Origin of the sequence: Paraburkholderia sediminicola (assembly GCF_046027355.1) — a bacterium.
Lineage (GTDB): Bacteria > Pseudomonadota > Gammaproteobacteria > Burkholderiales > Burkholderiaceae > Paraburkholderia > Paraburkholderia sediminicola_B.
Genome location: NZ_JAQQEK010000012.1, coordinates 63,880 through 88,450 on the forward strand (window position 1 = coordinate 63,880; position 24,571 = coordinate 88,450).

The following is a 24,571-nucleotide window of genomic DNA, read 5'->3' on the forward strand; positions in this document are numbered from 1 at the left end:
GACGACCTGCGACGACCGTCACTTCGGTCGTGTCGCAGTCGATCTGATTGACCTTGAACTACCGTGAGTTGCCTTTCCTCGCCCCACAGAGGGCAAGGGGCGGGATTATCGCGCTGATTCGGCGCGGGGTGCGTCAAATTTTGTGCCCTATCTCGCAAATAACGAATCTGGTATAGGTCGCTGTATTCGCGGGTTTACAGCGGTTTTTGGCGATTTTTTTACTTTTTAATCTGCATGCCGAACTATGCCCGCACGATCGTGATACCCAACGCCTCGAACGGCGCAATCAACGCCTCGTCCGTATTCCGTTCGACGACGATCGTGCTCGCCGCCGTCACATCCGCGATCTTGTACGGCGAGGCCGCATGGAGTTTTTCCGCCGACGCCAGCACCACCGTCTCCGCCGCGTGTGCCGCGAACGCGCGTTTCACGTACGCCTCTTCCCTATCGCCGGTGCTCAGCCCCGCTTGCGGATGCACGCCGGTCACGCCCATGAAATACAGATCCGCGCGAATGTGGCTGAGCGCTTCGATCGCCGCGGCGCCGACGTTGACCATCGAATGCCTGAACAGGCGGCCGCCGATCATCACGATCTCGAGTTCGGCATGCTCCGCGAGTTCGACAGCGATGCTCGGGCTATGTGTGACGATCGTCGCCCGCAAGTCACGCGGCAGATGACGCGCGAGTTGCACCGCGGTCGTGCCGCCGTCGACGAACGCAATCTGGCCGCGCGCGATCATGCCCGCCGCCGCCCGTCCGATCGCCGCCTTCGACGCCGATTCGATACGCTCGCGCCCGGCAAAATCCACCGCCGCCGGCGACGCCGGCAGTGCGCCGCCATGCACGCGCTGAAGCTGGCCCTCGGCGGCAAGCTCGCGCAGATCGCGGCGAATCGTGTCTTCGGACACCTCGAATTCGGCGCTCAAGGTTTTGGCGACCACTTGCCCGTTGCGCTTGAGCGCGTCGAGTATCAGCTGCTTTCTTTGCGATGTGAGCACGGCGGCGGTCCTTACCGAGTTTCAACGATTTGCACGAAATTACTTGTTTTTGCACGATATCGCACGATACCATGATTCGCATGCGGGACGAACCGCGTTTCCCATGGGAAAGGATGCGAGCCGTGAACGAAATCGCCGAGCGGGTAAGGATTGTCGACGTCGAGGTGCTGTCGGACGACTGGTACGTGCTGAAAAAAACCACCTTCGATTACCGGCGCGCCGACGGCAGTTGGCAACGCCAGAGCCGCGAAACCTACGACCGCGGCAACGGCGCGACGCTGCTGCTCTACGAACCGCACCAGCGCTCGGTCGTGCTGACACGGCAATTCCGCCTGCCGGCGTTCGTCAACGGTCATCACGGCATGCTGATCGAGACGCCGGCCGGACTGCTGGAAGCCGCGTCGCCGGAAGAACGGATTCGCGCGGAAGTCGAGGAGGAAACCGGCTACCGCGTTCACGACGTCCGCAAGGTATTCGAGGCCTTCATGAGCCCGGGTTCGGTCACGGAGAAACTGCACTTTTTCGTCGCTGAATACGATGCGGTGGCGAAAGTCGGCGCGGGCGGCGGCCTCGCCGACGAAGGTGAGGATATCGAGGTGCTGGAACTGCCGGTGGAAGATGCGCTGGCGATGATCGAACGCGGCGAGATCGTCGACGGAAAGACCATTATGCTGTTGCAATACGCCAGGCTGAATCTGTTCGACACGTAGCCGGAACATGGCGAATTCATGCGCTTTTCGGACTCATCCTACCTGCCATTAGGAAAAGGACGATAGGTTGGACAAGGTAATAAAAATATTCTTACGCATCCCATTGAGGTTGACCGGCGTCGCAGTCAAGGCGGCGCTGGTTTATCGAATGGAAAGCCCTTTCCGTCAGAATATTTTTAATTCGCCACCTTTATCAAGGCGGCGGATGAAACCGAGGTTCAAATGGATTCTCTCAGTTCAGCAAACCGATTCATGAGTGGTTTTTTCTTCGGCACCCTGATTGCCGCCGTCATCATGGTGCTGTTGTGCAATGCCGGCGAATTTTCGCCGTTCATGGCCAAACTGCATGCGCTGGAACAGGTTGTCGTGACCGCGCTGATTTCGATCGTGATCGTCGATGCAAAACCGTTGGCCTATAAAACCGTATGGCGCGAGCGCCGCTGCAGATTCGTCCTCGATGAAGACATCAACGCCACCCTGCGCGGCCGCACTTTCGGCATTCCGTTCGGCGTGATCGTCGGCATCCTGATTCAGAATTACGTGATGAATTAAGCGTTAATCCGTTTTAATACGCCGCTCGATATTCGAGCATCTTCAATTCGCGCGCCTTGTGATAATCCGTTATCCAAGGCGCGCGATTCATTTACCTCTCCCCTTTTTCCGCTGCGGGTTGATCGAATAGCCGATTAGCCATTCAATGCCCGCTGCGTTCGCTGTCCAGATGCGCCATCTGCACCTCGTTGTAGCGCGAGCCCGCCACGGCTTCAGGCGGAATCGCAGCTTCGATGCGACCCAACTCGTCGGCGCTCAGGCTCAACTCGGTCGCGGCGAGCGCGTCCGTCAACTGGTTGCGGCGCCGCGCGCCGACCAGCGGCACGATGTCGTCGCCGCGTGACAAGGCCCAGGCAATCGCCAGTTGCGCCGGATTGGTGCCGCGCGCGTCGGCGATGGCGCGCAACGTTTCGACCAGCGCCAGATTGCGTTCGAGGTTCTCGCCCTGAAAGCGCGGGCTCACGCTGCGGAAATCCTTCTGCGTGCTGCGCTCTTTCGACCAAGCGCCGCTCAGCAGACCGCGCGACAACACGCCGTACGCGGTGATGCCGATGCCGAGTTCACGGCACACCGGCAAAATCTCGGCCTCGATGCCACGCGACATCAGCGAGTATTCGATCTGCAGATCGGCAATCGGCGCGACGGCCCGCGCGCGGCGCAGCGTCTGCGCGCCGACCTCCGACAAACCGATCTGGCGCACGTAGCCTTCCTTGACCAGGTCGGCGATGGCGCCGACGGTCTCTTCAACAGGCACCGCCGGGTCGAGTCGCGCCGGGCGGTAAATGTCGATATAGTCGGTGCCGAGTCGCCGCAGCGTGTACGCGAGGAAGTTGCGCACCGCCGCCGGCCGGGCGTCGAAGCCGATCCAGCCGCCGGCCGGATCGCGCATCCCGCCGAATTTCACGCTGATCACCACGTTCTCGCGCTGGCGCCCTTGCAGCGCGTCGCGGATCAGCATTTCGTTGTGGCCCATGCCGTAGAAGTCGCCGGTATCGAGCAGCGTGATGCCGGCGTCGAGCGCCGCGTGAATCGTGGCGATGCCTTCGTCGCGGTCGGCCGGCCCGTACAGATCGGACATGCCCATGCAGCCGAGGCCGATGGCGGAAACTCGCGGGCCTTGCTGGCCCAGTTGACGTGTATTCATTGCGTGCATTCCCGAAGTCGTTTGATCGCGTTGAGGATGACGGCGAACCGGCCTGCTCGAAGCCGCGTTTGAAGCCGGGTTCGCCACGCCTGAGCGGCATTCTGCGCCCGAGCTGAAAAGCGATAAAGGCGCGGCGTTCGATCAGATTGGTCGAAAACGGTTAACAATCGGGGCAATGGAAAGCCACCCGAACCCGGTCCGACCGGGTCTCAGACGGAGAGCGTTGTCGATGGATCACTTGCAAGCCATGAAAGTCTTCGCGCGCGTCGCGCAACTCGGCAGCTTCACCAAAGCTGCCGAGCAGATGCAATTGCCGCGCCCCACCGTGAGTAACGCGATCCAATACCTGGAAAGCCATCTGCGCGTGCGGCTGCTTCAGCGCACCACGCGGCGCGTCGCGCTCACGCCCGAAGGCGCCGCCTATCACGAGCGCTGCGTCCAGGTGCTGGCCGATATCGACGACGCCGAGGCGCTGTTCGCCGATGTCGCCACCGGCCCGCGCGGCGTGATCCGCGTCGACCTGCCGGAGCGGCTGGCGCTACACGTGGTGATCCCCGCGCTGCCGGACTTCTTCGCGCGGTATCCGGACATTCGCGTCGTGCTGAGCGCGACCGACCGCATGATCGATCTGATCGAGGACGGCGTGGATTGCGCGGTGCGGGTCGGCAGCATGGGCGACACGACGCTGGTCGCACGGCGCATCGGCGAGTTCGAGCAGGTCAATTGCGCGTCGCGCGGGTACATCGAGAAATACGGCCTGCCGCGTACGCCCGCCGATCTGGACGACCATGTCGCCGTCGGCTTTTTCTCCAGCCGCAGCGGGCGCGATCTCGACTGGGAATATATGGAGCAAGGCGAACTGAAGACGGTGGCGATGCGCAGCGCCGTCTCGGTCAACAGCGCGCATGCCTATATCGGCTGTTGCCTCGCCGGACTCGGCATGATTCAGGGGCCGGTCGGCAGCGTGGACGCGCCGCTGTTCGAGAGCGGCGAACTCGTCGAAGTGCTGAAGGACTGGAAAGCGCCGCCGCTGCCGGTGTCGGTGGTATTTCCGCACGGCCGGCATCTGGCGCCGCGGGTGCGGATTTTTGTCGATTGGGTGGCGGAATTGATCGGCACAAAGACGCCCGCCGCGGCAGCGTCTAAAAGCAAACGGCCGCGCGGCACGGCTAGGTAAAGTAAAGCGAAATCAGAACTTGTGCCGGATCGCCGCGCGCACCACGACCTGCTTCGACGTCGATGAAGGAGACTGCGTGCCGACGTTGAAGGCATCGTCCAGAATCGAATACGTCGAGTCGCCGGTCACCTGCTGATACTCGCCCTGGATATAGACGTCGGTGCGTTTGGACAGGTTGTAATCCGCCATCAGGCCGAACGAGTGGATTTTCGGCTTCACGCCGCCGGTCGAGGCGTCGTAGGTTTCCATCGTGTACACGTACTGCGCGCCGACGAACAGCATCGGCGAGATCTGATACTTGCCGTTCACCTCGAAGTTCTGATACTTCAGCGAGTTCAGCAATACGCCCGGCGGCACGAGCGGCGTCACGCCGAGATAGCCGTTGCCGGTCGGGTCCAGATAGTTCGAGTTGGTATAGACGAAGCCGGCCGTCGCCGGACCGAACGTATACGTGATGCCGCCGCCGAACACGCGCATGCGGGCGGCGATGAAGCTGGCGTCGTTTGCCGTGATCGCGCCGTTCGCGCCATTGCCGGGATTGTCGGCCTGCAGATAGGCCGCAGCCACCAGCAGGCCGCCATAGGCATACTGGCCGCCGAAACTGTACGCGCGGTTGTTGGCGAAGTTGGTGTCGTTGCTGAAGCTGTAGACGCCGCCGAACTGGAAGCCGGACAGCGACGGACTCGTGTACTTGACCGAGTTGTCGAGCCGAAACGAGTTATCCGTATTGTCGTTGTCGAACGGGTGTGAGAACAGCGAGCCGGCCCAGTTGCCGTTGGCCGTGGTCTGCGCCAGATAGTCGACCACCGAATCGTACTGGCGGCCGAACGTCAACGTGCCGTATCGCTCCGCGCTCAAGCCGACGAAGGCCTGGCGGCCGAACATCCGACCGCCCTGGTTGAGCCGCCCGGAACTCACGTCGAAACCGTTTTCCAGCTGGAAGATCGCCTTCAGGCCGCCGCCCAGTTCCTCGGCGCCCTTCAGCCCCCAGCGGCTGCCTTGCGCGTAGCCGCTCGCCAGTTCATAGACATGGCCGCGGCCGACATTGTTGGTGTAGTTGATGCCTTCGTCGAGCACGCCGTACAGCGTCACGCTCGTCTGCGCCAGGGCGGGCGCGGCAAAAGCGGCGGTCATAGCGGTGGAGACAGCTAGCGCGAGCACTTGCTTGTTCATGACGATCTCCCTGCACTCGAGCAATGGGACAACTCGATCCGGCCGCTTTGTTCTTTGCGCCTCTCAAGGTGCTGCACCGACCTTGACGCGCTTTACAGAAATCCTCACACGCCGTTAGCCCGCCGTCCATTGGGTGTCGTGTCGATATCTCAAAACGTTGCGAAATCTCCACTTGGTGCGGTGGGCCCTTTTGTCACGGCGTTCATTCAGGTAAACGGCGCAACGCCGCGCGGACTTGATACCGCCCGCGGATGACGCACGCTGACTTGCCCTGCCTCAAGCAGATTTGTCACGAAAAGAAATATAATCGCAAGCTTCTTGCGGCGGCGCAGCGGAACTCCGCGCCGCCACGCGGGTCATTTTTACTGCCCCCTGCAACCGCGCCACGTCCGGCCGGTTGAAAGCGGCGACGCGGGTCGCGTATCCGCCGCAGCATCCAATCCAATTTCTAAAAGCCTTGTGAGACGCCTGCCGCGCTGAACCAGCGCGCCGTCGCACGGGGTTTGCTTTTGGCGCCACACAATGCAAAAGTCGCAGTCCCGCCTGATCGAACTCGATTTTTTTCGAGGGCTGGTCCTTTTGATCATCGTAGTCGATCACATCGGCGGCAGCATTCTGTCGCGCGTCACGCTGCACGCCTACGCGCTGTGCGATGCCGCCGAGGTCTTCGTGTTCCTCGGCGGCTTCGCGACCGCCACGGCCTACGCGGCGCTGGCCGAACGGCGCAACGAGACGATCGCGCGCAGCCGCTTCCTGCGGCGCTCGCTGGAAATCTATCGGGCGTTCCTCGTCACCGCCGCGCTGATGCTGCTGGTCAGCGCCGTGCTCACCGCCTTCAGCATCGACGGGCCGAATCTCGCCACCACCGATCTCGACGACCTCATGGACACCCCGCTCGCGGCGCTCGGCGACATCCTGCTGTTCCGCCGCCAGCCGTATCTGGCCTCGGTGCTGCCGATGTACGCGTTCTTCGCCCTGCTGGTGCCGATGATCCTGCCGCTCGCGCGCAGCAAGCCGTGGCTGCTGCTGGCCGGCAGCGTCGCGCTGTGGGCCGGCGCGCCGGCCATCGACGCCTACCTGCCCGCCGCGCCGGACATGCATTGGGATTTCAATCCGTTCGCCTGGCAATTGCTGTTCGTGCTCGGCGTGCTGGCCCGTTGCCAGCCGGTCTATCAGCGCGTGAGCGCGCACCGTCTGAGCTGGCTCGTCAGCCTGCTGGCGATTGCGGTGGTCGCGGCCGCCGCTTACTACAAGCTCTTTATCGAGCACGAGCCGCTCGATGCCAGCCTCAAGCAAAACCTCTCGTACCTGCGCGCGGTCAATTTCCTCGCCATCGCGTGGCTCGTCGCGAATCTGATTCAGCTCGGCTGGGCCAGGAAGCTCGCGCAATGGGTGCCGTGGGTCGGCGTGATCGGCCGCAAGGGACTGCTGTGCTTTATCGCCGGCGCGGTGATCTCGCTCGTGGTCGATTCCGTGCTATACGCGGCGACGGACGGCTATCTGAACTATCCGCTCGGACTGCTCGCGGATGCGGTCGCGATCGGCGCACTGTTCGCGGTGGCACTAGGCGTGGAACCGCTCAAGCGTCTGGCCGGCCGGCTGTATGCCGGGCGGCTGCGGACGTCGCCCTGAGCGGCGCGCGAACGAGAGAGGCGTGCGCTACCGTCTGGAGGCCACGGTCCATTTTCTGGCCGCTCGGCCACTTGCCACGCTACCTGTCCGCTGAACTCGCCAAAGCTCAAAATCCACTGCTGATCCTGATAGCATGACGGCCGCGCGCGACCCACGCCGCAGCCTCCCACTCTGACATGCGTCTATTCCTACGTTCCGCCTTCGTTGCGCTCTGCGCGGCCTCGAGCAGCGCGCCGGTGCTCGCCAGCACCGTGATCAGCCGCAGCTTCCATTCCGACGCCCTCGGCCGCGACTGGGCCTACACGATCTATCTGCCGACCGGCTATCGCCATGACGCCGGCCGCCTGCCCGTGCTGTATCTCCTGCACGGCAACAACGGCGACGCCAACGACTGGATCACGCAAGGCCACCTGCAGAGCGCCGCCGACGCGCTGATCGAGCACAAGGACATGCCGCCCGTCGTGATCGTGATGCCGCAAGGCGGCACGGACTGGTACGTCGATCGCAAGGAGAAGATGGAGACCGCGTTCTTCGACGATCTGCTGCCCGAGATCGAAACGCGCTACGCGGTCTCGACGCAACGCGGCGGACGGATGATCGGCGGCGTCTCGATGGGCGGCTTCGGCGCGCTGCGCTATGCGATGACGCAACCGGAGCGCTTTTGCGGCGCGCTGCTAATGAGCCCCGCGATCTATCCGAACGAGCCGCCGCGCGCGTCGGCTGCGCGCCGCGTCGGCGTGTTCGGTGAGCGCGAGTTCGACGCGCGGGTCTGGCACGAGCTCAACTATCCGGCGCAGTGGGATCGCTACATGAGTCGGCCGTACCGTCTGCCGATGTTCATCGCTGCCGGCGACGACGACCTCGCGATCCAGGCCGATGCGTCATCGCTTTACACGCACCTGCGGCTGGCGGGCAATCCGGCGGCGCTGCGCATTATCGACGGCGGCCACACGTGGGACGTCTGGAGCGCGCTGCTGCCCGCCGCGCTCAAATACACGCTCGGCTGCGTGAAACCGCAACCGCAGCAGCAGCCGCCGCTGGAACATCCTTCGTATCAGCGGCCCTGAACGGTTCAGCAGTACTGGCTGAAATGGGACGGGCCTGAAAAACCCGTGCAACTATTGCACGAGGTCGGTCCACAACACCATCAGCACGGTCATCAACGCGGGACCGATGAAGATGCCGAGCAGCCCGAACGTTTCCGCGCCGCCGAGAATGCCGAACAGCACGAGCAGGAACGGCAAACGCGTCGAGTTGCCGATCAGCACCGGCCGCACGAAGTGCTCGGCGATGAACACCACGACCGAGCCGAACACGGCAAGGCCGATGCCCGCCGCCACCGAGCCTTGCGCGACCAGCCACAAGGCCGCGAGACCAAAGGTGATCGGCGCGCAGAACGGCAGCATCGCGGCGATCGCGGTGACGAGCGCGAGCAGCGCGACATGCGGCAAGCCCGTCACGAAATAGGCGACGCCCATCAACGCGCCCTCGCCGAGTCCGACCACGACCAGCCCCGACACCGTGCCGCGCACCGCCGTGGCCATACGTAGCAGAAGCTGCGCGCCGTCGTCGCCAAAACCGCGCCGCATGCCCTTGAGCAGCGAGCCCGACAAGCGCGGCCCCGCCTGAAAGATCACGAACAGCGTGATCAGCATGAAGCCGAACACCGCCACGGCATGCACCGCGCGCGCGCCGAAGTGGCGGCCGAGCGTCATCACCGTGGTGCTGTGCAGTCCCTTCATGGCGGCTGATTCGCGCAGCGGCTGAGCGAGGTTGGCCTGCCACCAGGTGGAAGCCTGCTGCACGCCGAACGGCAGATGCTGGATGAAATCCGGCAACGGAATGCCGTTTTCCTGCGCGTCTTTGAACCACTCGTTCATGTCATGCGCTTCGCGTAGCGCCTGGGCAATGCCGATGCCCACCGGCAGCACGACCAGCAACGCGATCGCCAGCGTCAACACTGCCGCGATCAGCGTCGTGCGTCCGGTGAACCAGCGGTTGCCCTCGACCCTGCGCAGCAATGGCCAGAGTGCGATCGCAATCACGGCGGCCCATGCCACCACCGCGATGAAATCGCGCGCGACCCACAACGCCAGCAGCACCAGTCCGATGTACAACACGAGCGAGGCCGCTTTCTGTTTCTTCAGGCAGTCCGACGCGTCAGGCGATTCAGGAGGTGCGACAGGCGGGCGTGAATTCATGTGAGCTCTTATGGTTTTGTGAAGGTGCCCCCAAGGGACTTCCTTCGGTGTGTGCGCGAGCCGACCAGAAAAATGCAAAACCGCTACACTGCCGTTGCACGGTCGCTCATCAATAACCACATCTTAAAGGAAGCACCGGCGCCCTTTGCGGGTGGCACGCTTGTCTCACTGCGTACAACACTGCGTTGCAAAAATCCGCCCTATCGTAAATTCAGCTTAACAATGGCCCGCGAAGGCCCGTCTTTTCGGGATAGCGCGAATGTCAAGTTTCATTGTTGCTGTTTGAAGAACAGTGTTTCAACCGCGGCACAATGGCTATCCGGCGCGCGCGGGACTACATTCGGCACACCACACAATACGGAGCCGACGACGATGACCTTAGAGTCCATCCCCCTTGACGGTACCCATGGCGTACGCATCGAGATTCTCGAGCGCTCGGACACCACGCTGGTGATTCGCTGGGTCGAGCCGGGTAAATGTCATTACGGCGAGCAGCGGTGGCGGCGCAGGTCGGCGCATACCTCGGGCACATGTGCGGTATCGCGCCGCAAGATCCGCCGCGGCGACGCGGTGTTCAAACCGGCCGAGCGGCCGGCGCCTTTGAACGCTTCCGCCATGATCTGCGCTGAACTGCTGGAGTGCGTCGAGGCCTGAGCTTCAGTCTCCCTGCCAGCGTCGCGCGTGCGTTCTGCACAACGTGCCTGACGCGCCCGATCTGCCCGGCGGATCAACCCACATAGCGGCACGCGCATCGCGCGACCCGCTCCGCGCCGTGGGTAAAACACCCTCTGATTGCGGCCCTTCGCCACGTGCGTTAAGGTGGACGTCGTTGCGTCAAGTCACCCCGCCGGCTCCACGCACGGCGCTATCGTGACCCGCACTTCCACCCACCGCGCCGTGCCCCTTGCGGCGCCGATTGAGGGCATGCCATGGCCGAAGACACGCCGGAAACCCGCGCGCAAACAGCGCCCCCCGCGCCTCCCGCTCCACTCGTCGCGCCGCAACAATTCTCCCTCGACGTCCTGCTCGAGAAATACGCGAAAGGCGACGAGCAATCGGCCGACGATGTGTACAAGCGCGTCGCGCACGGCGTCGCCGAGGCGGAGCCGCCAGCGTTGCGCGAATCGGTCGAAGCGCTCTTCGTCGACAACCTGCGGCACGGCGCGCTCGGCGCCGGCCGCATCATGAGCGCGGCGGGCACCGGCATTGCGGCCACGCTGATCAATTGCTTCGTGCAACCCGTGGGCGACGCGATCCAGGGCGTCGATGAACAAGGCCTGCCCGGCATTTACGTTGCATTGCTGCAGGCAGCCGAAACCATGCGCCGCGGCGGTGGAGTCGGCTACAACTTCTCCGCGATCCGTCCCAAGGGCGCGCGCGTTCACACCACCAGTTCGTCGGCGTCCGGTCCGTGCAGTTATATGGACGTGTTCGACGCGTCGTGCCGCACCGTCGAGAGCGCCGGTTCGCGGCGCGGCGCGCAGATGGCCGTGCTCGACTGCAATCACCCCGATTTGCTGGAGTTCATCGAGGCCAAGCATTCGAAGGGCCGCTGGAACAACTTCAACGTCTCGGTCGGCGTGACGGATGAATTCATGCGCGCCGTCGAGGAAGATCAGCCCTGGCAACTCGTGCATCGCGCCGAGCCATCGCCGGCCCAACGCGCGGCCGACGACGTGCGGCAACGCGAAGACGGCCTGTGGGTGTACAGCGAACGCCCGGCGCGCGCGATCTGGGATCGCATCATGCGCTCCACTTACGACGTCGCGGAACCCGGCATCGTGTTCATCTCGCGCATGAACGAGGACAACAATCTGCGCGCCGTCGAAACCATCCGCGCCACCAATCCGTGCGGCGAACAACCGCTGCCGGCGTACGGCTGCTGCAACCTCGGGCCGCTGAACCTCACGCGCTTCGTGATCGACCCGTTCGCGCAGATGAAAGGCCGCAAGCCTTCGTTCGACTGGGACGGCCTCGCCAAACGCACGCGCACGCAAGTGCGCTTTCTCGACAACGTGCTCGACGTCACGCTGTGGCCACTGCAGCAGCAATACGACGAGTCGCGCGCCAAGCGGCGCATCGGTGTGGGTTTCACCGGCCTCGGCGATACGCTCGTCATGCTCGGCTTGCGCTACAACTCGCAGGAAGGCCGCGACTTCGCCGTGCGCATCGCGCAACTGATGCGCGACGAGGCGTATCGCGCTTCGGTGGAACTGGCGCGCGAGCGCGGCGCGTTTCCGCTTTTCGACGCGGCGCGTTATCTGGAAGCCGGCACGTTCGCCTCGCGTTTGCCCGAGGACATCAAAGAGGCAATCCGTCGCGACGGCATTCGCAACAGCCATCTGCTCTCCATCGCGCCGACCGGCACGGTGAGTCTCGCCTTCGCGGACAACGCGTCGAACGGCATCGAGCCGGCCTTCTCGTGGACCTACACGCGCATGAAGGTGATGGCCGACGGCGGCCGCGAATCCTTCGATGTCGAAGACTACGCGTATCGGCTTTATCGCGAGCTAGGCGGCGACATCAACAGGCTGCCGGACTATTTCGTCAGCGCGCTGGAAATGTCGGCGCGCGACCATCTCGACATGATGGCGGCCGTGCAACCGTATGTGGACACGTCGATCTCGAAGACGGTGAACGTGCCCGCCGACTATCCGTTCGAAGCGTTCGAAAGTCTCTACTTCGATGCGTGGAAAAACGGCCTCAAGGGTCTCGCCACCTATCGACCCAACGAAACGCTTGGCGCGGTGCTCAGCGTGAGCCCGCCGCAAGCCGACGACACGCTGGCCGAGAGCGATCTCGATCCACTGCGTATCGCGATCGATCATCGGCCCAAAGGCGAGCTGCCGGCGATCATCGAGAAGGTCGAATATCTGACGCAGGCGGGTAAAAAATCGCTCTACGTGGCGGTGTCGTTCATCGAAGTCACCGGACGGCTTGGCGGTGAAGACGTCACGATCGAGCGGCCTATCGAGTTCTTCATTCCGACCGGTCAGCGCGACGAATCGCAGCAATGGATCACGGCGACAATGCGTTCGCTGTCGCTGGCGGCGCGCGGCGGTTTTGTCGCGCGCAACCTGCAGGACATGCGCAAGGTTTCGTGGGATCGCGGCCAGGTGCGGCTCGGCGAGGTGCAGCGTCTGGACGGACATCGCACGCCGCGTTGGCACGATTCGGAAGTGGCCGCCCTCGCCTTTGCGATCCAGCAGATTCTGCATCGGCGCGGCTTTCTCGATGCCGAAGGCAATCAGGTGCCTTCACGCATGCTGGCGCGGTTGCCGCGCGGACAGATGCGGGCCGAGACGGCGTTGCCGGCGGATTTCGGCATCCGGCCGCATCCCGTCGAAACTGATGCCGACGCGCTCGCGTTGACGCAGCCCGGCGGAGCGCAAGGGCTCCATACGATGCTCGGGCGTAAGTGCGGGTCGTGCGGAGCGAACGCGGTGATTCGCAAGGATGGGTGCGACTTTTGTACCGCGTGTGGTGAGGTGGGGGCGTGCGGGTAGATTGTTCTGCCTGAAAAACGTCGCGGCCGCTATTCCTGGCGGCCGCTATTTTTGCACCACCTGAGATCGCCGCACGCGCCGTCATCAACCGACTCGCGTCCCGCGGCACGCTGCCGATTGAGTTGATCGCATACGGCACGACCGCGACCCAGCGCCTTAACCAACCCTCGCGTAATAAAGATTCTGCGGGTGTTTCGCTTCGGCAAAGAAAAACCAGCGCTCCGCCACCAGACCCGCATATTGCACGAGACACGCCGCAGCCAGCAAACCGAGCGAAACACCGATCGAATGCAGGCTCGCGCCGAGCGCCATCAACACGACCGGCGCGACGAACGCCGTCGCGAGAAACCCCCACTTAACGCCGCGCAGCGTCCCCGCCGATTTACCGTGAAAGAACTCGCGCAGATTGAACGCACCGGCGGTAAAGCCGCGCGACACCTGCACCAGCTTCGGATTGTGAATGCCGGTGGCGCTCTGCACTGTCGACTTCGGCCGCAAGCGCGCATTGCGCACGAGCGACGCCGAGCGGCTCGCGAAGCCCGCGAGGGTCAGCACGCACGCGCAGATGGCGAGCCCGGCGGTCCACTCAGGCGCAAACCACGCGGTCAAAGCCGTCGCCAGCGTGAAACCTGACGCGCAACCAAGCAGCGCGAAATTGACCAGCGTGAGCGGCGTGGCCCACTCCTGCAGAAAACGCAGACACGCGTAGATCATCGCCGTGCAGACGAACAGCACGGCGCTCGCCAGCACGCCAAGCCAGCCGATCGCGAGCGACCACGGCGAGCCGAACCAATGCGTGACTCCGTAGAAAAACGCGCAAGCGAGAAACGCCGGCAGGCACAGACATTCACGCGACAACCACGAGGTCCGCCACATGGCGATCGCGCGCCATGCGCGTTCGGGATGGCCAAGATGGAAAAACGATGCGAGCAGTCCGAGCCCGCCCAACACCACCGACACGCCCGCGCCAGCGACATAGAACGCCTCGACAGGCGACGCGAGCAGGCCTAGATGCGCGGCAGTTTCCACGCCGACGAGCGCGATCAGCAGACCCTGTGCCGCGCCGCTCAAAGTGGTCAGAAAAACCACGGAGAATGCGGGATTCATTGTGAGGTCCTATCGGTTCATTAGATACGCGTCGCCATCGACGCAAGATGCAATTCACCGCGCTCGAATTGCGCATCGAGCGATTCCGGCGACTGGCCTGGCTCCTGAACAGAGCCGGACGATTTGCATGAACAGGAACCACTGCCGCAGCCCGCGGCCTCCGTCGGCACGCGCGGCAAATAGTGATTCGCGGGCCGCGTATTCCACTCGGGCATCAACTGATAGCCGCCGCGCTCCTCGATGGCCTTCGACACCACCGACTCCGGATCATGAATATCGCCGAACAACCGCGCCGAAGTCGGGCACGCGAGCACACAGGCCGGCTGGCGGTCGCGCTCGGACAGATTTTCATCATGGATCCGATCGACGCACAGCGTGCACTTGGTCATCTCCTTGCGGCTTTCGTCGAGTTCGCGCGCGCCGTACGGGCACGCCCACGCGCAATATTTGCAGCCGATACAGCGGTCGAAGTCCACCAGCACGAGCCCGTCTTCCTTGCGCTTATAGCTCGCACCGGTCGGACAGACCGGCACGCACGGCGGGTCCTCGCAGTGCAGACACGACTTCGGAAAATGGATCGTCTCGGCGTTGGGAAAACTGCCGGCTTCAAAACTCTGTACCCGGTTGAAGAAGGTGCCGGATGGATCCGCGTCGTACGGATTCATATCGGCGAGACTGCCGGATTCGCCCGACGTGTTCCACTCCTTGCAACTCGTCACGCAAGCATGGCACCCCACGCACACGTTCAGGTCGATTACCAATGCCATCTGTGTCATCAAAGGCTCCTTGCGGCTGTCTCGATGCTATTTGCGCCCCGTCGCGCCGCGCAGCCGCGCCGCGAACTCCCCGCGTCCCGCGAAGTAGGTCTGCACGATCCGCGAGATCACGCCGTTCTCTCCCGGTACCGCGGGCATCGCCGCGAATTGCGGCAGCGTGTGCCGTGCGTCCACTTCAGCCGGATAGATGCGTACGCGCACGTCGTACCACGCGGCCTGGCCCGTCACCGGATCGGAGTTCGACATGCGTCGCGCCACGTCGTCGTCGCAGCCGGGCAACTCGTCGGTGATGAGGTGATTGAGCAGGAAACCGCGTTGCGATTCATTCGCGCCCGGGCCGAGGTTCCATGCACCCGACGCCTTGCCGATCGCATTCCATGTCCATACCGTGCCCGGCTCGACGGTCTCGCTGAAGCGCGCCATGCAACGCACGCGGCCCCATTGCGATTCGGCGTAGATCCAGGCGCCGTCGGCGATACCGTTTTCGGCCGCCATCAACGGATTCATGTACAGATAGTTCTCGCCGTGAATCTGCCGCAGCCACGCGTTCTGCGAGTCCCACGAGTGGTACATCGCCATCGGCCGCTGGGTCACCGCGGCGAGCGGAAACCGGTCGAGGTCGGTCGCCGCGCTTTCGAGCGGCGCATACCAGAACGGCAGCGGATCAAAGTACTTTTCGACCCGCGCACGCAAGTGATCCGGCGGCTGCCTGCCGCTCGTGCGACCCTGCGCGGCGAGCCTGAACTTCTGCATCACATCGGAGTAAAGCTGGATCAGAATGGGCTCGCTGAACTTGCGAAAGCCGTGCTTGACGGCCCAGTCGAGATACGGCCCATTGCAGTTGCGCATGTACTGCAGCGTCTCGGGCAGCCGGTAATGGAACACGCAATTGTTCTTCGCGTACTGCTCCCACTGCTTCGGGTTCGGTTCGCCGACCAGCGCCTTGTCGCCATCCTTGCCGCGCCAGCCGATCAGAAAGCCCACCCCGGAATCAGGCGAAGTCGTGAAATTGACGACGAAGTCGGGATAGTCGCGATAACGCCGTGCGCCCTCGGCGGTGGTGAAGGCAGGAAACTTCAAACGCGACGCAAGCTCGATCAGCACTTCCTGGAACGGCTTGCATTCGCCGGTAGGCGGCACGACCGGTACGCGCACCGAATCCACCGGGCCGTCGAATTCGGAGATCGGCCGGTCGAGCATTGACATCGCGTCGTGCCGTTCCAGATACGTCGTGTCGGGCAGGATCAGATCGGCGAACGCGGTCATCTCCGACTGGAACGCGTCGCACACCACCAGAAACGGAATCTTGTACTCGCCGTTGGCGTGCTTGTCGGCCAGCATCTCGCGCACCTTCATCGTATTCATCGACGAATTCCACGCCATGTTGGCCATGAAGATCATCAGCGTGTCGATCGGATACGGGTCGCCGCGCCACGCGTTGGTGATCACGCTGTGCATCACGCCATGCACGGCGAGCGGATATTCCCACGAGAAGGCCTTGTCGATCCGCACCGGGCCGCCCTGTTCGTCGATGAACAGGTCCTCGGGCGCGGCGGGCCAGCCGAGCGGACCGGTGGCGAGCGGCGTGTTCGGCTTGACGGCGTCGGGGCTGTTCGGCGGTTTCGCCGACGGCGGCACGGCGCGCGGAAACGGCGACTTGTGACGAAAGCCGCCGGGCGTGTCGATCGTGCCGAGCAGCGACATCAGCACGGCTAGCGCGCGGATCGACTGGAAGCCGTTGGAGTGCGCCGCGAGGCCGCGCATCGCGTGAAAGGCGACCGGGTTGCCGGTGACCGTTTCGTGCGTCTCGCCCCACGCGTCGGTCCAGCGGATCGGCAAGGTGATGCGGTGATCGCGGCTCGTCTGGATCATTTCACCGGCGAGGCGGCGAATCGTGTCGGCCGAAATGCCGGTGATGCCGGCAGCCCACTCGGGCGTGCAATCGGCCACGCGTTCGCGCAGCAAAGCGAACGACGGCGTGACTGGCGTGCCGTCGTCCAGCGTATAGCGGCCGTCGAGTGCGGGATCGACGCCGGGCGCGTGATGCGGCACGGCGCGCGCGGCTTGAGCGTCCCACCAGAGATGATTCTGCGGAAACAGCGGATTGCCTGCCGCCCGCTCGGGATCGCGCACGAACAGGCCGAAGTTTTCGCTGGCCTCGTCGAGATCGACGAGTTCCGCCGCGTTGGTGTAGCGGCGCACGAACTCGTGATCCCATGCATCGGCGGCAATCAGTTCGTGCAGAAATGCCATGAAGAGCGCGCCGTCGGTGCCAGGTTTGATCGGCACCCATTCGTCGGCGATCGCCGCGTAGCCGGTGCGGATTGGATTGATCGCGATGAACCGGCCGCCCGCGCGCTTGAACTTCGAAATGGCGATCTTGAGCGGATTCGAATGATGATCTTCCGCCGTGCCGATCATGAAGAAGAGCTTGGCGCTGTCGAGGTCCGGGCCGCCGAATTCCCAGAACGAGCCACCGATCGTATAGATCATGCCGGCCGCCATGTTGGCCGAGCAGAAGCCGCCGTGCGCCGCGTAATTAGGCGTACCGAACTGTTTGGCGAAGAGCCCGGTCAACGCCTGCATCTGGTCGCGGCCGGTGAACAGCGCGAATTTTTTCGGGTCGGTGGCGCGAATGTGGCCGAGGCGCTTTTCGAGCACGTCGAACGCATGTTCCCACGACACCGGCTCGAACTGCGCGCTGCCGCGCTCCGCGCCCGGCTTGCGCATCAACGGTTGAGTGAGGCGCGCGGGCGAGTACTGCTTCATGATGCCCGACGCGCCCTTCGCGCAGATCACGCCCTGGTTGAGCGGATGCTCCGGGTTGCCGTCGATGTAGCGCACCTCACCTTCGCGCAGATGCACACGAATGCCGCAACGGCAGGCGCACATGTAGCAGGTGGTCGTTTTGATGTCGAGCCGTTCGTTCTGCGTGCGGGCCTGGTGTTCCATGCGGGATCTCCGTCGCTGCTCCGGCTGGGCCGAAGCGGTGGTGATGCATACCGCCCATCCTATGCGCCGCCGCCCCACAAGGGAAATCGCCATTTTCGAGAGAAACTATCCGCTGCGCCGATAGTTTCCGTTTGGCTTTCAGTGGCGCGTCGGTCCACGCGCCTTGCCCAAAGGCGGCTAGCTGCGACCTTCCAGCTGTGCGATCAGCGCGTCCGGAATCTCCACGCCGTCTTTCTGCGCCGTGTCGGCGAGACGCTCTCTTCGATCGCCGGGCAAGCGCACGTCGTCGTCCGCGAGCATCATGTCGATCAGCGCTTCCACGCGCGACAGATAGGTTTCGTCGCCGGCGAGCGCGCCTGGATCGATTGCCCAGAACAGATGGCCGATGCGCGAGCGCTCCCCCTCCTCGGTCAGGAACGAACCGGCTTCGTAGCCGAAGTTCGCGCCTGTCAGGGCCGCCGCCAGCAGCTCGACGACCAGCGCCAGCATCGCGCCTTTGGCACCGCCGAACGGCAGCATCATGCCGTCGAGGGCCGCGCGGGCGTCGGTGGTCGGCTGGCCGTCGCGGGTGGTCGCCCAGCCTTCGGGAATCGGCTTGCCGTCGCGCGCGGCCAGCGCGATCTTGCCGCGCGCGATCTGCGACAGCGCGAGGTCGATCACGAGCGGCTCGCCATGGCGACGCGGGAACACGGCGGCGATCGGGTTGGTCCCGAACAGGGCGCGGCGGCCGCCCCACGCGGGCATCGCCGCCGGCGAATTGCTGAACGCAAGCGCGACCATGCCCGCCGTGCCGAGCGCGGCCAGATGGGCTGCGCCCACGCCGAAATGGTGGCTGCGCTTCACGCCCGCGACCGCGCTGCCGAATTGCTTGGTACGCTCGGCCAGCGTGGAGACCGCAAGGTCGCACGCGGGATAGGCCAAACCGTCCGCGCCGTCGATCAGGATCGCCGCGCCGCGATCCGCGACGATCGCCGCTTGCGCGGCAGGGTCGACGCGGCCGTTGCGCAACTGCGCGCAATACATCGGCAGACGCGATACGCCGTGCGACGGCAAACCGCGCAAGTCGGCATAGACCAACGCGCGAGCCGTGGACTCGGCAGTGGCGGGCAACGCGCCCGCGCGGCGCAGCGAGTCGACGGCAAGCGTGGTGAGCGCGTCGGGAGACAATCGGGCCATCGGGTCATTCCTCAAGTTGTTGTGTTGGTGTTGGTCGGGCGCCGCAGTGAACCGTTCAGCCGGGAACGCAGCCACGCGCTGCGCGACGAGCATGCGATCGAAGCGCACACGAAGCAATGCCGCAATGTATCGATTGCGGCATTGCCCATGACGATCCTCATTCCGATCGCTGTCGTGATTGTCCTACCTAGCCGCCCTTTTCCAAAAGTGTCGTGCCTGCAGCCGGGCGTCTCTCCTCGAGACCAGGTTGAGCCGACGACGGCTGAGCCTGCGGTTTCGACTGCGACTGCGGCTGCACCTGATCCCGCACTTCGCGCGGCGCCGCGAGGAATTCCCTTGCCGCGCGCGCATCGAACGCGCCTTCCCAGCGCGCGACCACCAGCGTCGCCACCACATTGCCGATCATATTGGTCAGCGCGCGGATTTCGTTGAGCACGCGGTCGACGCCGAGAATCAGCGTGATGCCCGCCACGGGAATGATGTTGTGCGTCGAGAGCGTCGCCGTCAACGCGACCAGCGCCGCGCCCGCCACGCCCGCGCCGCCCTTCGACGTCAGCATCAGAATCGCCAGCAAACCCAGTTGCTGCATCAGCGAGAGATGCGTGTTGGTGGCCTGCGCGATGAAGAGCGAAGTCATCGTCAGATAGATCGCGGCGCCGTCGAGGTTGAACGAGTAGCCCGTGGGCAGCACGAGCCCGACGATTGCCCGCGGGCAGCCCATGCGTTCGAGCTTCTCCATCAGGCGCGGCAGCACGGACTCCGTGGTGGACGTGCCCAGCACGATCAGCAGTTCCTCGCGGAAGTAGCGCAGGAGCGGCCAGAGTCCGACGCCCGCCCAGCGCGCCGCCGCACCGAGCACGACGACGATGAACAGGATGCTGGTGATGTAGAAGCACAGAATCAGCAGACCGAGTTGCTGCAAGGTGCCGATACCGTATTTGCCGACCGTGAAGGCGATCGCGCCGAATGCGCCGAGCGGCGCGAGCCGCATGATCATCTCGACGATGCGCATGAGTGTGTCGCCGAACTGTTCGATGCCGCGCATGAGCAACCGGCTGCGCTGCGACATGATCGACAGCGCGATGCCGAACAGTACCGAGAACAGCAGCACCTGCAGCAGATCGCCCCGTGCGAACGCACCGACCACCGAATTCGGCACGATCATATCGAAGAAGCTCGAGGACGCCGAATGCGCGTCCGCCACGTAGTGCGTCACGGCGTGCGCGTCGAGCGTGGCGGGATCGATGTTCAGCCCCGCGCCCGGATGCAGCACGTTCGCCACGACCAGCCCGATCACGAGCGCGATGGTGGTCACCACCTCGAAGTAGAGCAATGTTTTGAAACCGACGCGGCCGACCTGCTTCAGGCTTTCCATCCGCGCGATGCCGACTGACACGGTGCAGAAGATCACCAGCGTGATCAGCATTTTGATGAGGCGGATGAAGGTGTCGCCGAGCGGTTTCATTTCGACGCCGAACGCGGGCGCGAAGTAACCGACGAGAATTCCGGCTGCAAGTCCGATCAGGACCTGCACGTAGAGATATTTGAGCACGCGCAAGATGGTGTCTCCTCCACTCGCTGCCGCCAGATGTCGAACCGGCGCCGTAGCGGCATGGCTTGCCGGCAACGGGCGGCGTCGTGGCCGTTCTCCGTGCCGGCGCGCGCCGGGATTTGGGGGTCCACTGCGATCTTACCAGGCAAGCGCGGCAACCGCTCCAACCACGCTTTGCCTGGCCGCCAGACTCAGGCGCTTTCGAACAGCCGGGTCAGCACGAACTCGCGATGACCGAGCGCTTCCGCCGCGGTGAAGCGGCCGTTGATCGTGGCCATCATGCATTCGAGCAGTTTATCGCCGCTCTGATCGAGGTTCTGTTCGCGCTGCAGGATGCCGGTCACATCGACGTCGATATGCTCGCCCATGGTGCGCACCGTACGCGGGTTCGCGCAGATCTTGATGACCGGCACGATCGGATTACCGATCACGTTGCCTTGCCCCGTCGGGAAGAAATGCACCGCGAAGCCGGACGCCGCGCACAAGGTCACCATCTCGGCCGCCGCCGACGACGAATCCATGAACCACAGGCCCGAGTGCGTCGGTTCCTCGGCTTTGTCAAGCACGCCGTCGACCATACACTTCTTGCCGATCTTCTGGATATTGCCGAGCGCCTTTTCCTCGATGGTCGTGAGACCGCCCGCGATATTGCCCTTGGTCGGTTGCGACTCGGAAAGATCGTCCGTCTTCCAGCGGTTGATCATGTCCTGATAGCGGTCGAACATGAACTGGAAGCGCTCGCGCACGCCGTCGTTGGCGCAGCGCGCCGCGACGATCTGCTCGCCGCCGGTCAACTCCGAGGTCTCGCCGAACACGAGCGTGGTGCCGAGTCCGTACAGCTTGTCGAAAGCATTGCCGACAGTCGGATTGGCGCCGCAGCCCGAGGTTGTATCCGACTCGCCGCATTTGGTGGAGACCCACAGATCCGAGATCGGACACTCCTCGCGATCGAGCGACGTGGCGTACTGCACCATTTCCTTCGCCGCCTTCGAGGCGCGCATGATGGTGTCGTGGTCGCCGTGCAGTTCGATGCCGAAGCCCATCACCGGCTTGCCGGTTTTCGCAATGCCGTCCACCACGCGCTTGGTCCAGCCTTCCTCGATGCCGATCACAACCACCGCCGCGACGTTCGGATTGCTGCCCGCGCCGATCAGCGTGCGAAAGTGCAGGTCGAGGTCGGCGCCGAACTGCAGCCGCCCATACGGATGCGGCAGCGCCATGGTGCCCTTGATGTTGTGCTCGACGGCTTGCGCCGCGGCGTTCGACAGATCGTCGACCGGCAGGATGATCACGTGGTTGCGTACGCCAACGCGGCCATTGTCGCGACGATAGCCGCGGAAAGTCGTATCCAGGTCAATCACGCTCATGGTGTATCTCTCGTTCAGGTGTGGGGGCGATTCGATTGCGGCAGTCCGGGCAACGCGACTTACCAGCGCTTCGTCTTGATGTTGTGCACGTGGGCATGTTCGCCGGCGCTGATCGGCGCGACCACCTTGCCGATATCGACGCCGTACTTGAACACCGTGTCACCCACCGCCATGTCCTTGAGCGCCACCTTGTGACCAATCGGAATGTCCTGCTTGGCCGGGAAGGTCACGATCTCGTCGTCGTCCATGATCCACGCGTTGAGTTGCGTGCCCGCCTTGATGCCCTCGACGACCGCCACACCGACTGTGTCCTTCGCCTCATGCAACACGATGTGAATCGTCTTGCGTTCGGGCGACGCGCCCGCTGCCGCGGTGCCCTTGATGTCTGCCGTGGGATTGCTCATTAGCGTCTCCGTTCGTGTATTGAATGCGGTGTCGTGCCGCCGGGAAAGCGCAGCCAGATGCGCTGCTGTGAATCGATATTAGGCGGCCTATCGTCGGATGTCAACTAGGTCATCTATATGTGTTACATGAGTGTTTTCCAGTAGGACCACAGAATCCATATCATCCAGATGGACTGGATGAGTTTGTCGTTTAAAATCCGAACAGGTTTAACCTTCGCGAGCGGCGTCGCGCGACTCGCGCATTTCAGAGGTTTTCATGAGCACGCTCGCCATCAATCCGCCCGCGCTGGGCGGTACGCGGTACAAAGAGGTCAAGAGCGCGATTCTCGCCGCGCTCTCGGCAGGCGAATGGAAAGGCGGCGAATGCATTCCTTCGGAGAAGCGGCTCGCCGAGCGCTTCGGGGTGTCCATCGGCACGCTGCGCAAAGCGATCGACGAACTCTGTGCCGAGAACATCCTGATCCGTCATCAGGGCTTGGGCACGTTTGTGTCCATGCATCAGCGCGACCGGCATTTTTTCCGTTTCTTCCGGATCGTGCGGCGCGACGGCGACAAGGCCTATCCCGTCGTCACGCTGATCGATTTCAAAAAGACCCGTGCCTCGCGCGAAGTGGCGGCCGTGTTCGGCGTGGAAACCGGCGCGCGCGTGTTCCAGTTCGTCAACGGTCTGGCGCTGCATGGCAAGACGGTGCTCATCGAACATATCACCGTGCCGGAGGCGCACTTTCCAGGTCTCACCGAAACGAAACTGCGCAACCGGCCGAACACGCTGTACAACTTCTATCAGGACGGCTTCGGCATCAACGTGGTCGAGACCGATGAACGCGTGAGCGTGGGTCTCGCGAGCGAACTGGAAAGCGCGCAACTCGGCGTCGAGGTGGGCGCGCCGTTGCTGGAGATCCGGCGTATCGCCTACTCGTATCACCGCAGCGTGGTCGAGCTGCGCGTTTCGCGGCTCAATACCGAAGAGTACGAATACATCGGCAACCGGCCGGGCGGCAACGAAGAGAAGTAACCGCGGATCGCGCTTGCGACGTCAGATCGGCGTCAACACCGGCTCGCCCGCAAAATGCCGCCTGGCGTTGTTCAGAAAGTTGTCGACTGAGCCCGTGATCGCTTCCGGCGAGCGGCCGCCCACGTGCGGCGTCAACACCACGTTGCGCAGCGCCAGCAAGGCTTCGGGAGGATTGGGCTCGCCCTCGTAGACGTCGAGCGCGGCGCCGGCAATCGTGCCCGCTGTAAGCGCCTGCGCGAGCGCCGCCGTGTCGAGAACGCTGCCGCGCGAGACGTTGACCACGAAGCCGTGCGGACCAAGCGCGTCAAACACCGCCGCGCCGATCAGATGACGCGTACCCGCACCGCCCGGCGTCGCGACGATCAAAAAGTCGCTCCAGCGCGCGAGGCCTTCCACGCTGTCGAAGTACCGATGCGGCGAGCCTTCACGCGGCTTACGGTTGTGATAGCCGATTTCCATCTCGAAGCCCGCGCCGCGGCGCGCGACCTTCTCGCCGATGTTGCCGAGCCCGACAATGCCGAGGCGCTTGCCGGAGACGTTCGGGTGCATCGGCAAGGTGTCGCGCCAGACGCCTTCGCGCGTGGCCTGATCGAGTTGTGGCACGTCGCGCACCACCGCGAGCAGCAAGGCGAACGCATGATCGGCCACGCAATGATCGTTGGTGCCTGCGCCGTTGATCAGCACGATGCCGCGCGAGCGGGCATGGTCGACGGCGAGGTTTTCATAGCCGGCGCCCAGCGCACTGACCAGTTCGAGTTGCGGCATGCGGTCGATGTCCGCGGCGGCGAGCCCGGTCGTGCCGTTGGTCAGCACGGCACGAATCGTCTCGCCGTGCGCGTCGAGCGCGGCGGCTCGCTCGGCGGCGTCGGGTGCGTAGACGACGTCGAACGCGGCCTCGATCCTGGCGCGGCTTGCATCGTTGAGATGGATCAGAACCAGCAGGGATGGCTTCATGGCGGCGGTTTTCTTGGCAACGTGGATGGACCGGACAAGTTTTCAGGTCAGTGTAACAAGGCTCCAGAAGGCTTGCCGACAAGCGTCCCGAGGCTGGATGCCCTGCCGGGTGGGCCCCGGCGCACCTCAAGTCCATCGGAACCCCGCCGTTATCTTGTTGGATGGCCTGACGCAA

General features: G+C 63.8%; 20 protein-coding genes. 8 read left to right on the forward strand and 12 right to left on the reverse strand.

What is annotated here, in order from left to right; genetic code table 11:
• Positions 1–242: 242 nt before the first annotated feature.
• Complete coding sequence (locus PQR42_RS21180) at positions 243–998, reverse strand: DeoR/GlpR family DNA-binding transcription regulator (RefSeq protein WP_408388072.1); 756 nt, start codon at positions 996–998, stop codon at positions 243–245.
• Between the two features lie 113 nt (positions 999–1,111).
• Between PQR42_RS21180 and PQR42_RS21185 the strand changes: the two genes are divergently transcribed.
• Together PQR42_RS21185 and PQR42_RS21190 are read left to right on the forward strand one after the other, a co-directional pair.
• Positions 1,112–1,708 carry an NUDIX domain-containing protein gene (locus PQR42_RS21185; RefSeq protein WP_408493718.1) on the forward strand — a complete coding sequence of 199 codons (597 nt, stop codon included), beginning with the start codon at positions 1,112–1,114 and terminating at the stop codon, positions 1,706–1,708.
• 222 nt (positions 1,709–1,930) lie between these two features.
• On the forward strand, positions 1,931–2,260 hold the full coding sequence (locus tag PQR42_RS21190; RefSeq protein ID WP_408388068.1) for a hypothetical protein: 330 nt from the start codon (positions 1,931–1,933) through the stop codon (positions 2,258–2,260).
• Positions 2,261–2,402: 142 nt separating this feature from the next.
• Here the strand turns inward: PQR42_RS21190 and PQR42_RS21195 are convergent, their stop codons facing one another.
• Positions 2,403–3,404: an aldo/keto reductase gene (locus PQR42_RS21195; RefSeq protein WP_408388066.1), complete on the reverse strand. Its 1,002-nt coding sequence runs from the start codon at positions 3,402–3,404 to the stop codon at positions 2,403–2,405.
• Positions 3,405–3,633: 229 nt separating this feature from the next.
• On the opposite strand from PQR42_RS21195, the gene PQR42_RS21200 reads away from it, so the two are divergent.
• On the forward strand, positions 3,634–4,581 hold the full coding sequence (locus tag PQR42_RS21200; protein ID WP_408217309.1) for a LysR family transcriptional regulator: 948 nt from the start codon (positions 3,634–3,636) through the stop codon (positions 4,579–4,581).
• A 12-nt stretch (positions 4,582–4,593) separates the two neighbouring features.
• Here the strand turns inward: PQR42_RS21200 and PQR42_RS21205 are convergent, their stop codons facing one another.
• Positions 4,594–5,754, reverse strand: coding sequence for a porin (locus PQR42_RS21205; protein ID WP_408217306.1), 1,161 nt, complete (start codon positions 5,752–5,754; stop codon positions 4,594–4,596).
• 522 nt (positions 5,755–6,276) lie between these two features.
• Between PQR42_RS21205 and PQR42_RS21210 the strand changes: the two genes are divergently transcribed.
• Together PQR42_RS21210 and PQR42_RS21215 are read left to right on the forward strand one after the other, a co-directional pair.
• The gene (locus PQR42_RS21210) at positions 6,277–7,386 is read left to right on the forward strand and encodes an OpgC domain-containing protein (RefSeq protein ID WP_408388064.1); all 1,110 of its coding nucleotides are present in this window, start codon (positions 6,277–6,279) and stop codon (positions 7,384–7,386) included.
• Positions 7,387–7,562: 176 nt separating this feature from the next.
• Positions 7,563–8,453, forward strand: a complete 891-nt coding sequence (locus tag PQR42_RS21215; protein WP_408217300.1) for an alpha/beta hydrolase — start codon at positions 7,563–7,565, stop codon at positions 8,451–8,453.
• Between the two features lie 51 nt (positions 8,454–8,504).
• On the opposite strand, the gene PQR42_RS21220 is transcribed toward PQR42_RS21215, so the two are convergent.
• Entirely contained in the window at positions 8,505–9,587 is a 1,083-nt protein-coding gene (locus tag PQR42_RS21220; protein WP_408217297.1) for an AI-2E family transporter, read from the reverse strand.
• A 372-nt stretch (positions 9,588–9,959) separates the two neighbouring features.
• On the opposite strand from PQR42_RS21220, the gene PQR42_RS21225 reads away from it, so the two are divergent.
• Together PQR42_RS21225 and PQR42_RS21230 are read left to right on the forward strand one after the other, a co-directional pair.
• Positions 9,960–10,241 carry a DUF3331 domain-containing protein gene (locus PQR42_RS21225; RefSeq protein ID WP_012426819.1) on the forward strand — a complete coding sequence of 94 codons (282 nt, stop codon included), beginning with the start codon at positions 9,960–9,962 and terminating at the stop codon, positions 10,239–10,241.
• A gap of 275 nt (positions 10,242–10,516) precedes the next feature.
• Positions 10,517–13,093 (forward strand): adenosylcobalamin-dependent ribonucleoside-diphosphate reductase, encoded by a 2,577-nt coding sequence (locus PQR42_RS21230; protein WP_408388062.1) that lies wholly within the window; start codon positions 10,517–10,519, stop codon positions 13,091–13,093.
• Positions 13,094–13,249: 156 nt separating this feature from the next.
• Here PQR42_RS21230 and PQR42_RS21235 read toward each other — a convergent pair whose 3' ends face one another.
• The 7 genes from PQR42_RS21235 to PQR42_RS21265 all read right to left on the reverse strand — a co-directional run bounded on the left by PQR42_RS21235 (position 13,250) and on the right by PQR42_RS21265 (position 22,427).
• A complete protein-coding gene (locus tag PQR42_RS21235; RefSeq protein ID WP_408388060.1) occupies positions 13,250–14,200 on the reverse strand; it encodes a dimethyl sulfoxide reductase anchor subunit family protein in 951 nt (316 codons plus the stop codon).
• A gap of 20 nt (positions 14,201–14,220) precedes the next feature.
• The gene (locus PQR42_RS21240) at positions 14,221–14,976 is read right to left on the reverse strand and encodes a 4Fe-4S dicluster domain-containing protein (RefSeq protein ID WP_408388058.1); all 756 of its coding nucleotides are present in this window, start codon (positions 14,974–14,976) and stop codon (positions 14,221–14,223) included.
• Between the two features lie 27 nt (positions 14,977–15,003).
• Entirely contained in the window at positions 15,004–17,928 is a 2,925-nt protein-coding gene (locus tag PQR42_RS21245; RefSeq protein ID WP_408388056.1) for a molybdopterin-dependent oxidoreductase, read from the reverse strand.
• 177 nt (positions 17,929–18,105) lie between these two features.
• Positions 18,106–19,104: an Ldh family oxidoreductase gene (locus tag PQR42_RS21250; protein WP_408388054.1), complete on the reverse strand. Its 999-nt coding sequence runs from the start codon at positions 19,102–19,104 to the stop codon at positions 18,106–18,108.
• A 187-nt stretch (positions 19,105–19,291) separates the two neighbouring features.
• Positions 19,292–20,662, reverse strand: a complete 1,371-nt coding sequence (dctA, locus tag PQR42_RS21255) for a C4-dicarboxylate transporter DctA (protein ID WP_408388052.1) — start codon at positions 20,660–20,662, stop codon at positions 19,292–19,294.
• Positions 20,663–20,847: 185 nt separating this feature from the next.
• Positions 20,848–22,023, reverse strand: a complete 1,176-nt coding sequence (locus PQR42_RS21260) for a UxaA family hydrolase (RefSeq protein ID WP_408217276.1) — start codon at positions 22,021–22,023, stop codon at positions 20,848–20,850.
• A 59-nt stretch (positions 22,024–22,082) separates the two neighbouring features.
• Positions 22,083–22,427, reverse strand: a complete 345-nt coding sequence (locus PQR42_RS21265) for a UxaA family hydrolase (RefSeq protein ID WP_240975458.1) — start codon at positions 22,425–22,427, stop codon at positions 22,083–22,085.
• Between the two features lie 256 nt (positions 22,428–22,683).
• Here PQR42_RS21265 and PQR42_RS21270 point away from each other — a divergent pair, with 256 nt between their 5' ends.
• Complete coding sequence (locus PQR42_RS21270; protein WP_408388048.1) at positions 22,684–23,442, forward strand: GntR family transcriptional regulator; 759 nt, start codon at positions 22,684–22,686, stop codon at positions 23,440–23,442.
• A gap of 21 nt (positions 23,443–23,463) precedes the next feature.
• Here the strand turns inward: PQR42_RS21270 and PQR42_RS21275 are convergent, their stop codons facing one another.
• Positions 23,464–24,396, reverse strand: a complete 933-nt coding sequence (locus PQR42_RS21275; protein WP_408388046.1) for a 2-hydroxyacid dehydrogenase — start codon at positions 24,394–24,396, stop codon at positions 23,464–23,466.
• Between the last annotated feature and the right edge of the window lie 175 nt (positions 24,397–24,571).

Bases quoted from the DNA above. Each gene is read 5' to 3' on its own strand.
- PQR42_RS21195 (WP_408388066.1), bottom strand. From the start codon at position 3,404: ATGAATACACGTCAACTGGGCCAGCAAGGCCCGCGAGTTTCCGCCATC.
- PQR42_RS21220 (WP_408217297.1), bottom strand. From the start codon at position 9,587: ATGAATTCACGCCCGCCTGTCGCACCTCCTGAATCGCCTGACGCGTCG.
- PQR42_RS21250 (WP_408388054.1), bottom strand. From the start codon at position 19,104: ATGGCCCGATTGTCTCCCGACGCGCTCACCACGCTTGCCGTCGACTCG.
- PQR42_RS21265 (WP_240975458.1), bottom strand. From the start codon at position 22,427: ATGAGCAATCCCACGGCAGACATCAAGGGCACCGCGGCAGCGGGCGCG.
- PQR42_RS21270 (WP_408388048.1), top strand. From the start codon at position 22,684: ATGAGCACGCTCGCCATCAATCCGCCCGCGCTGGGCGGTACGCGGTAC.
- PQR42_RS21225 (WP_012426819.1), top strand. From the start codon at position 9,960: ATGACCTTAGAGTCCATCCCCCTTGACGGTACCCATGGCGTACGCATC.
- PQR42_RS21185 (WP_408493718.1), top strand. From the start codon at position 1,112: ATGCGAGCCGTGAACGAAATCGCCGAGCGGGTAAGGATTGTCGACGTC.
- PQR42_RS21235 (WP_408388060.1), bottom strand. From the start codon at position 14,200: ATGAATCCCGCATTCTCCGTGGTTTTTCTGACCACTTTGAGCGGCGCG.
- PQR42_RS21245 (WP_408388056.1), bottom strand. From the start codon at position 17,928: ATGGAACACCAGGCCCGCACGCAGAACGAACGGCTCGACATCAAAACG.
- PQR42_RS21215 (WP_408217300.1), top strand. From the start codon at position 7,563: ATGCGTCTATTCCTACGTTCCGCCTTCGTTGCGCTCTGCGCGGCCTCG.
- PQR42_RS21260 (WP_408217276.1), bottom strand. From the start codon at position 22,023: ATGAGCGTGATTGACCTGGATACGACTTTCCGCGGCTATCGTCGCGAC.
- PQR42_RS21230 (WP_408388062.1), top strand. From the start codon at position 10,517: ATGGCCGAAGACACGCCGGAAACCCGCGCGCAAACAGCGCCCCCCGCG.
- PQR42_RS21200 (WP_408217309.1), top strand. From the start codon at position 3,634: ATGGATCACTTGCAAGCCATGAAAGTCTTCGCGCGCGTCGCGCAACTC.
- PQR42_RS21190 (WP_408388068.1), top strand. From the start codon at position 1,931: ATGGATTCTCTCAGTTCAGCAAACCGATTCATGAGTGGTTTTTTCTTC.
- PQR42_RS21205 (WP_408217306.1), bottom strand. From the start codon at position 5,754: ATGAACAAGCAAGTGCTCGCGCTAGCTGTCTCCACCGCTATGACCGCC.
- PQR42_RS21210 (WP_408388064.1), top strand. From the start codon at position 6,277: ATGCAAAAGTCGCAGTCCCGCCTGATCGAACTCGATTTTTTTCGAGGG.
- PQR42_RS21240 (WP_408388058.1), bottom strand. From the start codon at position 14,976: ATGACACAGATGGCATTGGTAATCGACCTGAACGTGTGCGTGGGGTGC.
- PQR42_RS21275 (WP_408388046.1), bottom strand. From the start codon at position 24,396: ATGAAGCCATCCCTGCTGGTTCTGATCCATCTCAACGATGCAAGCCGC.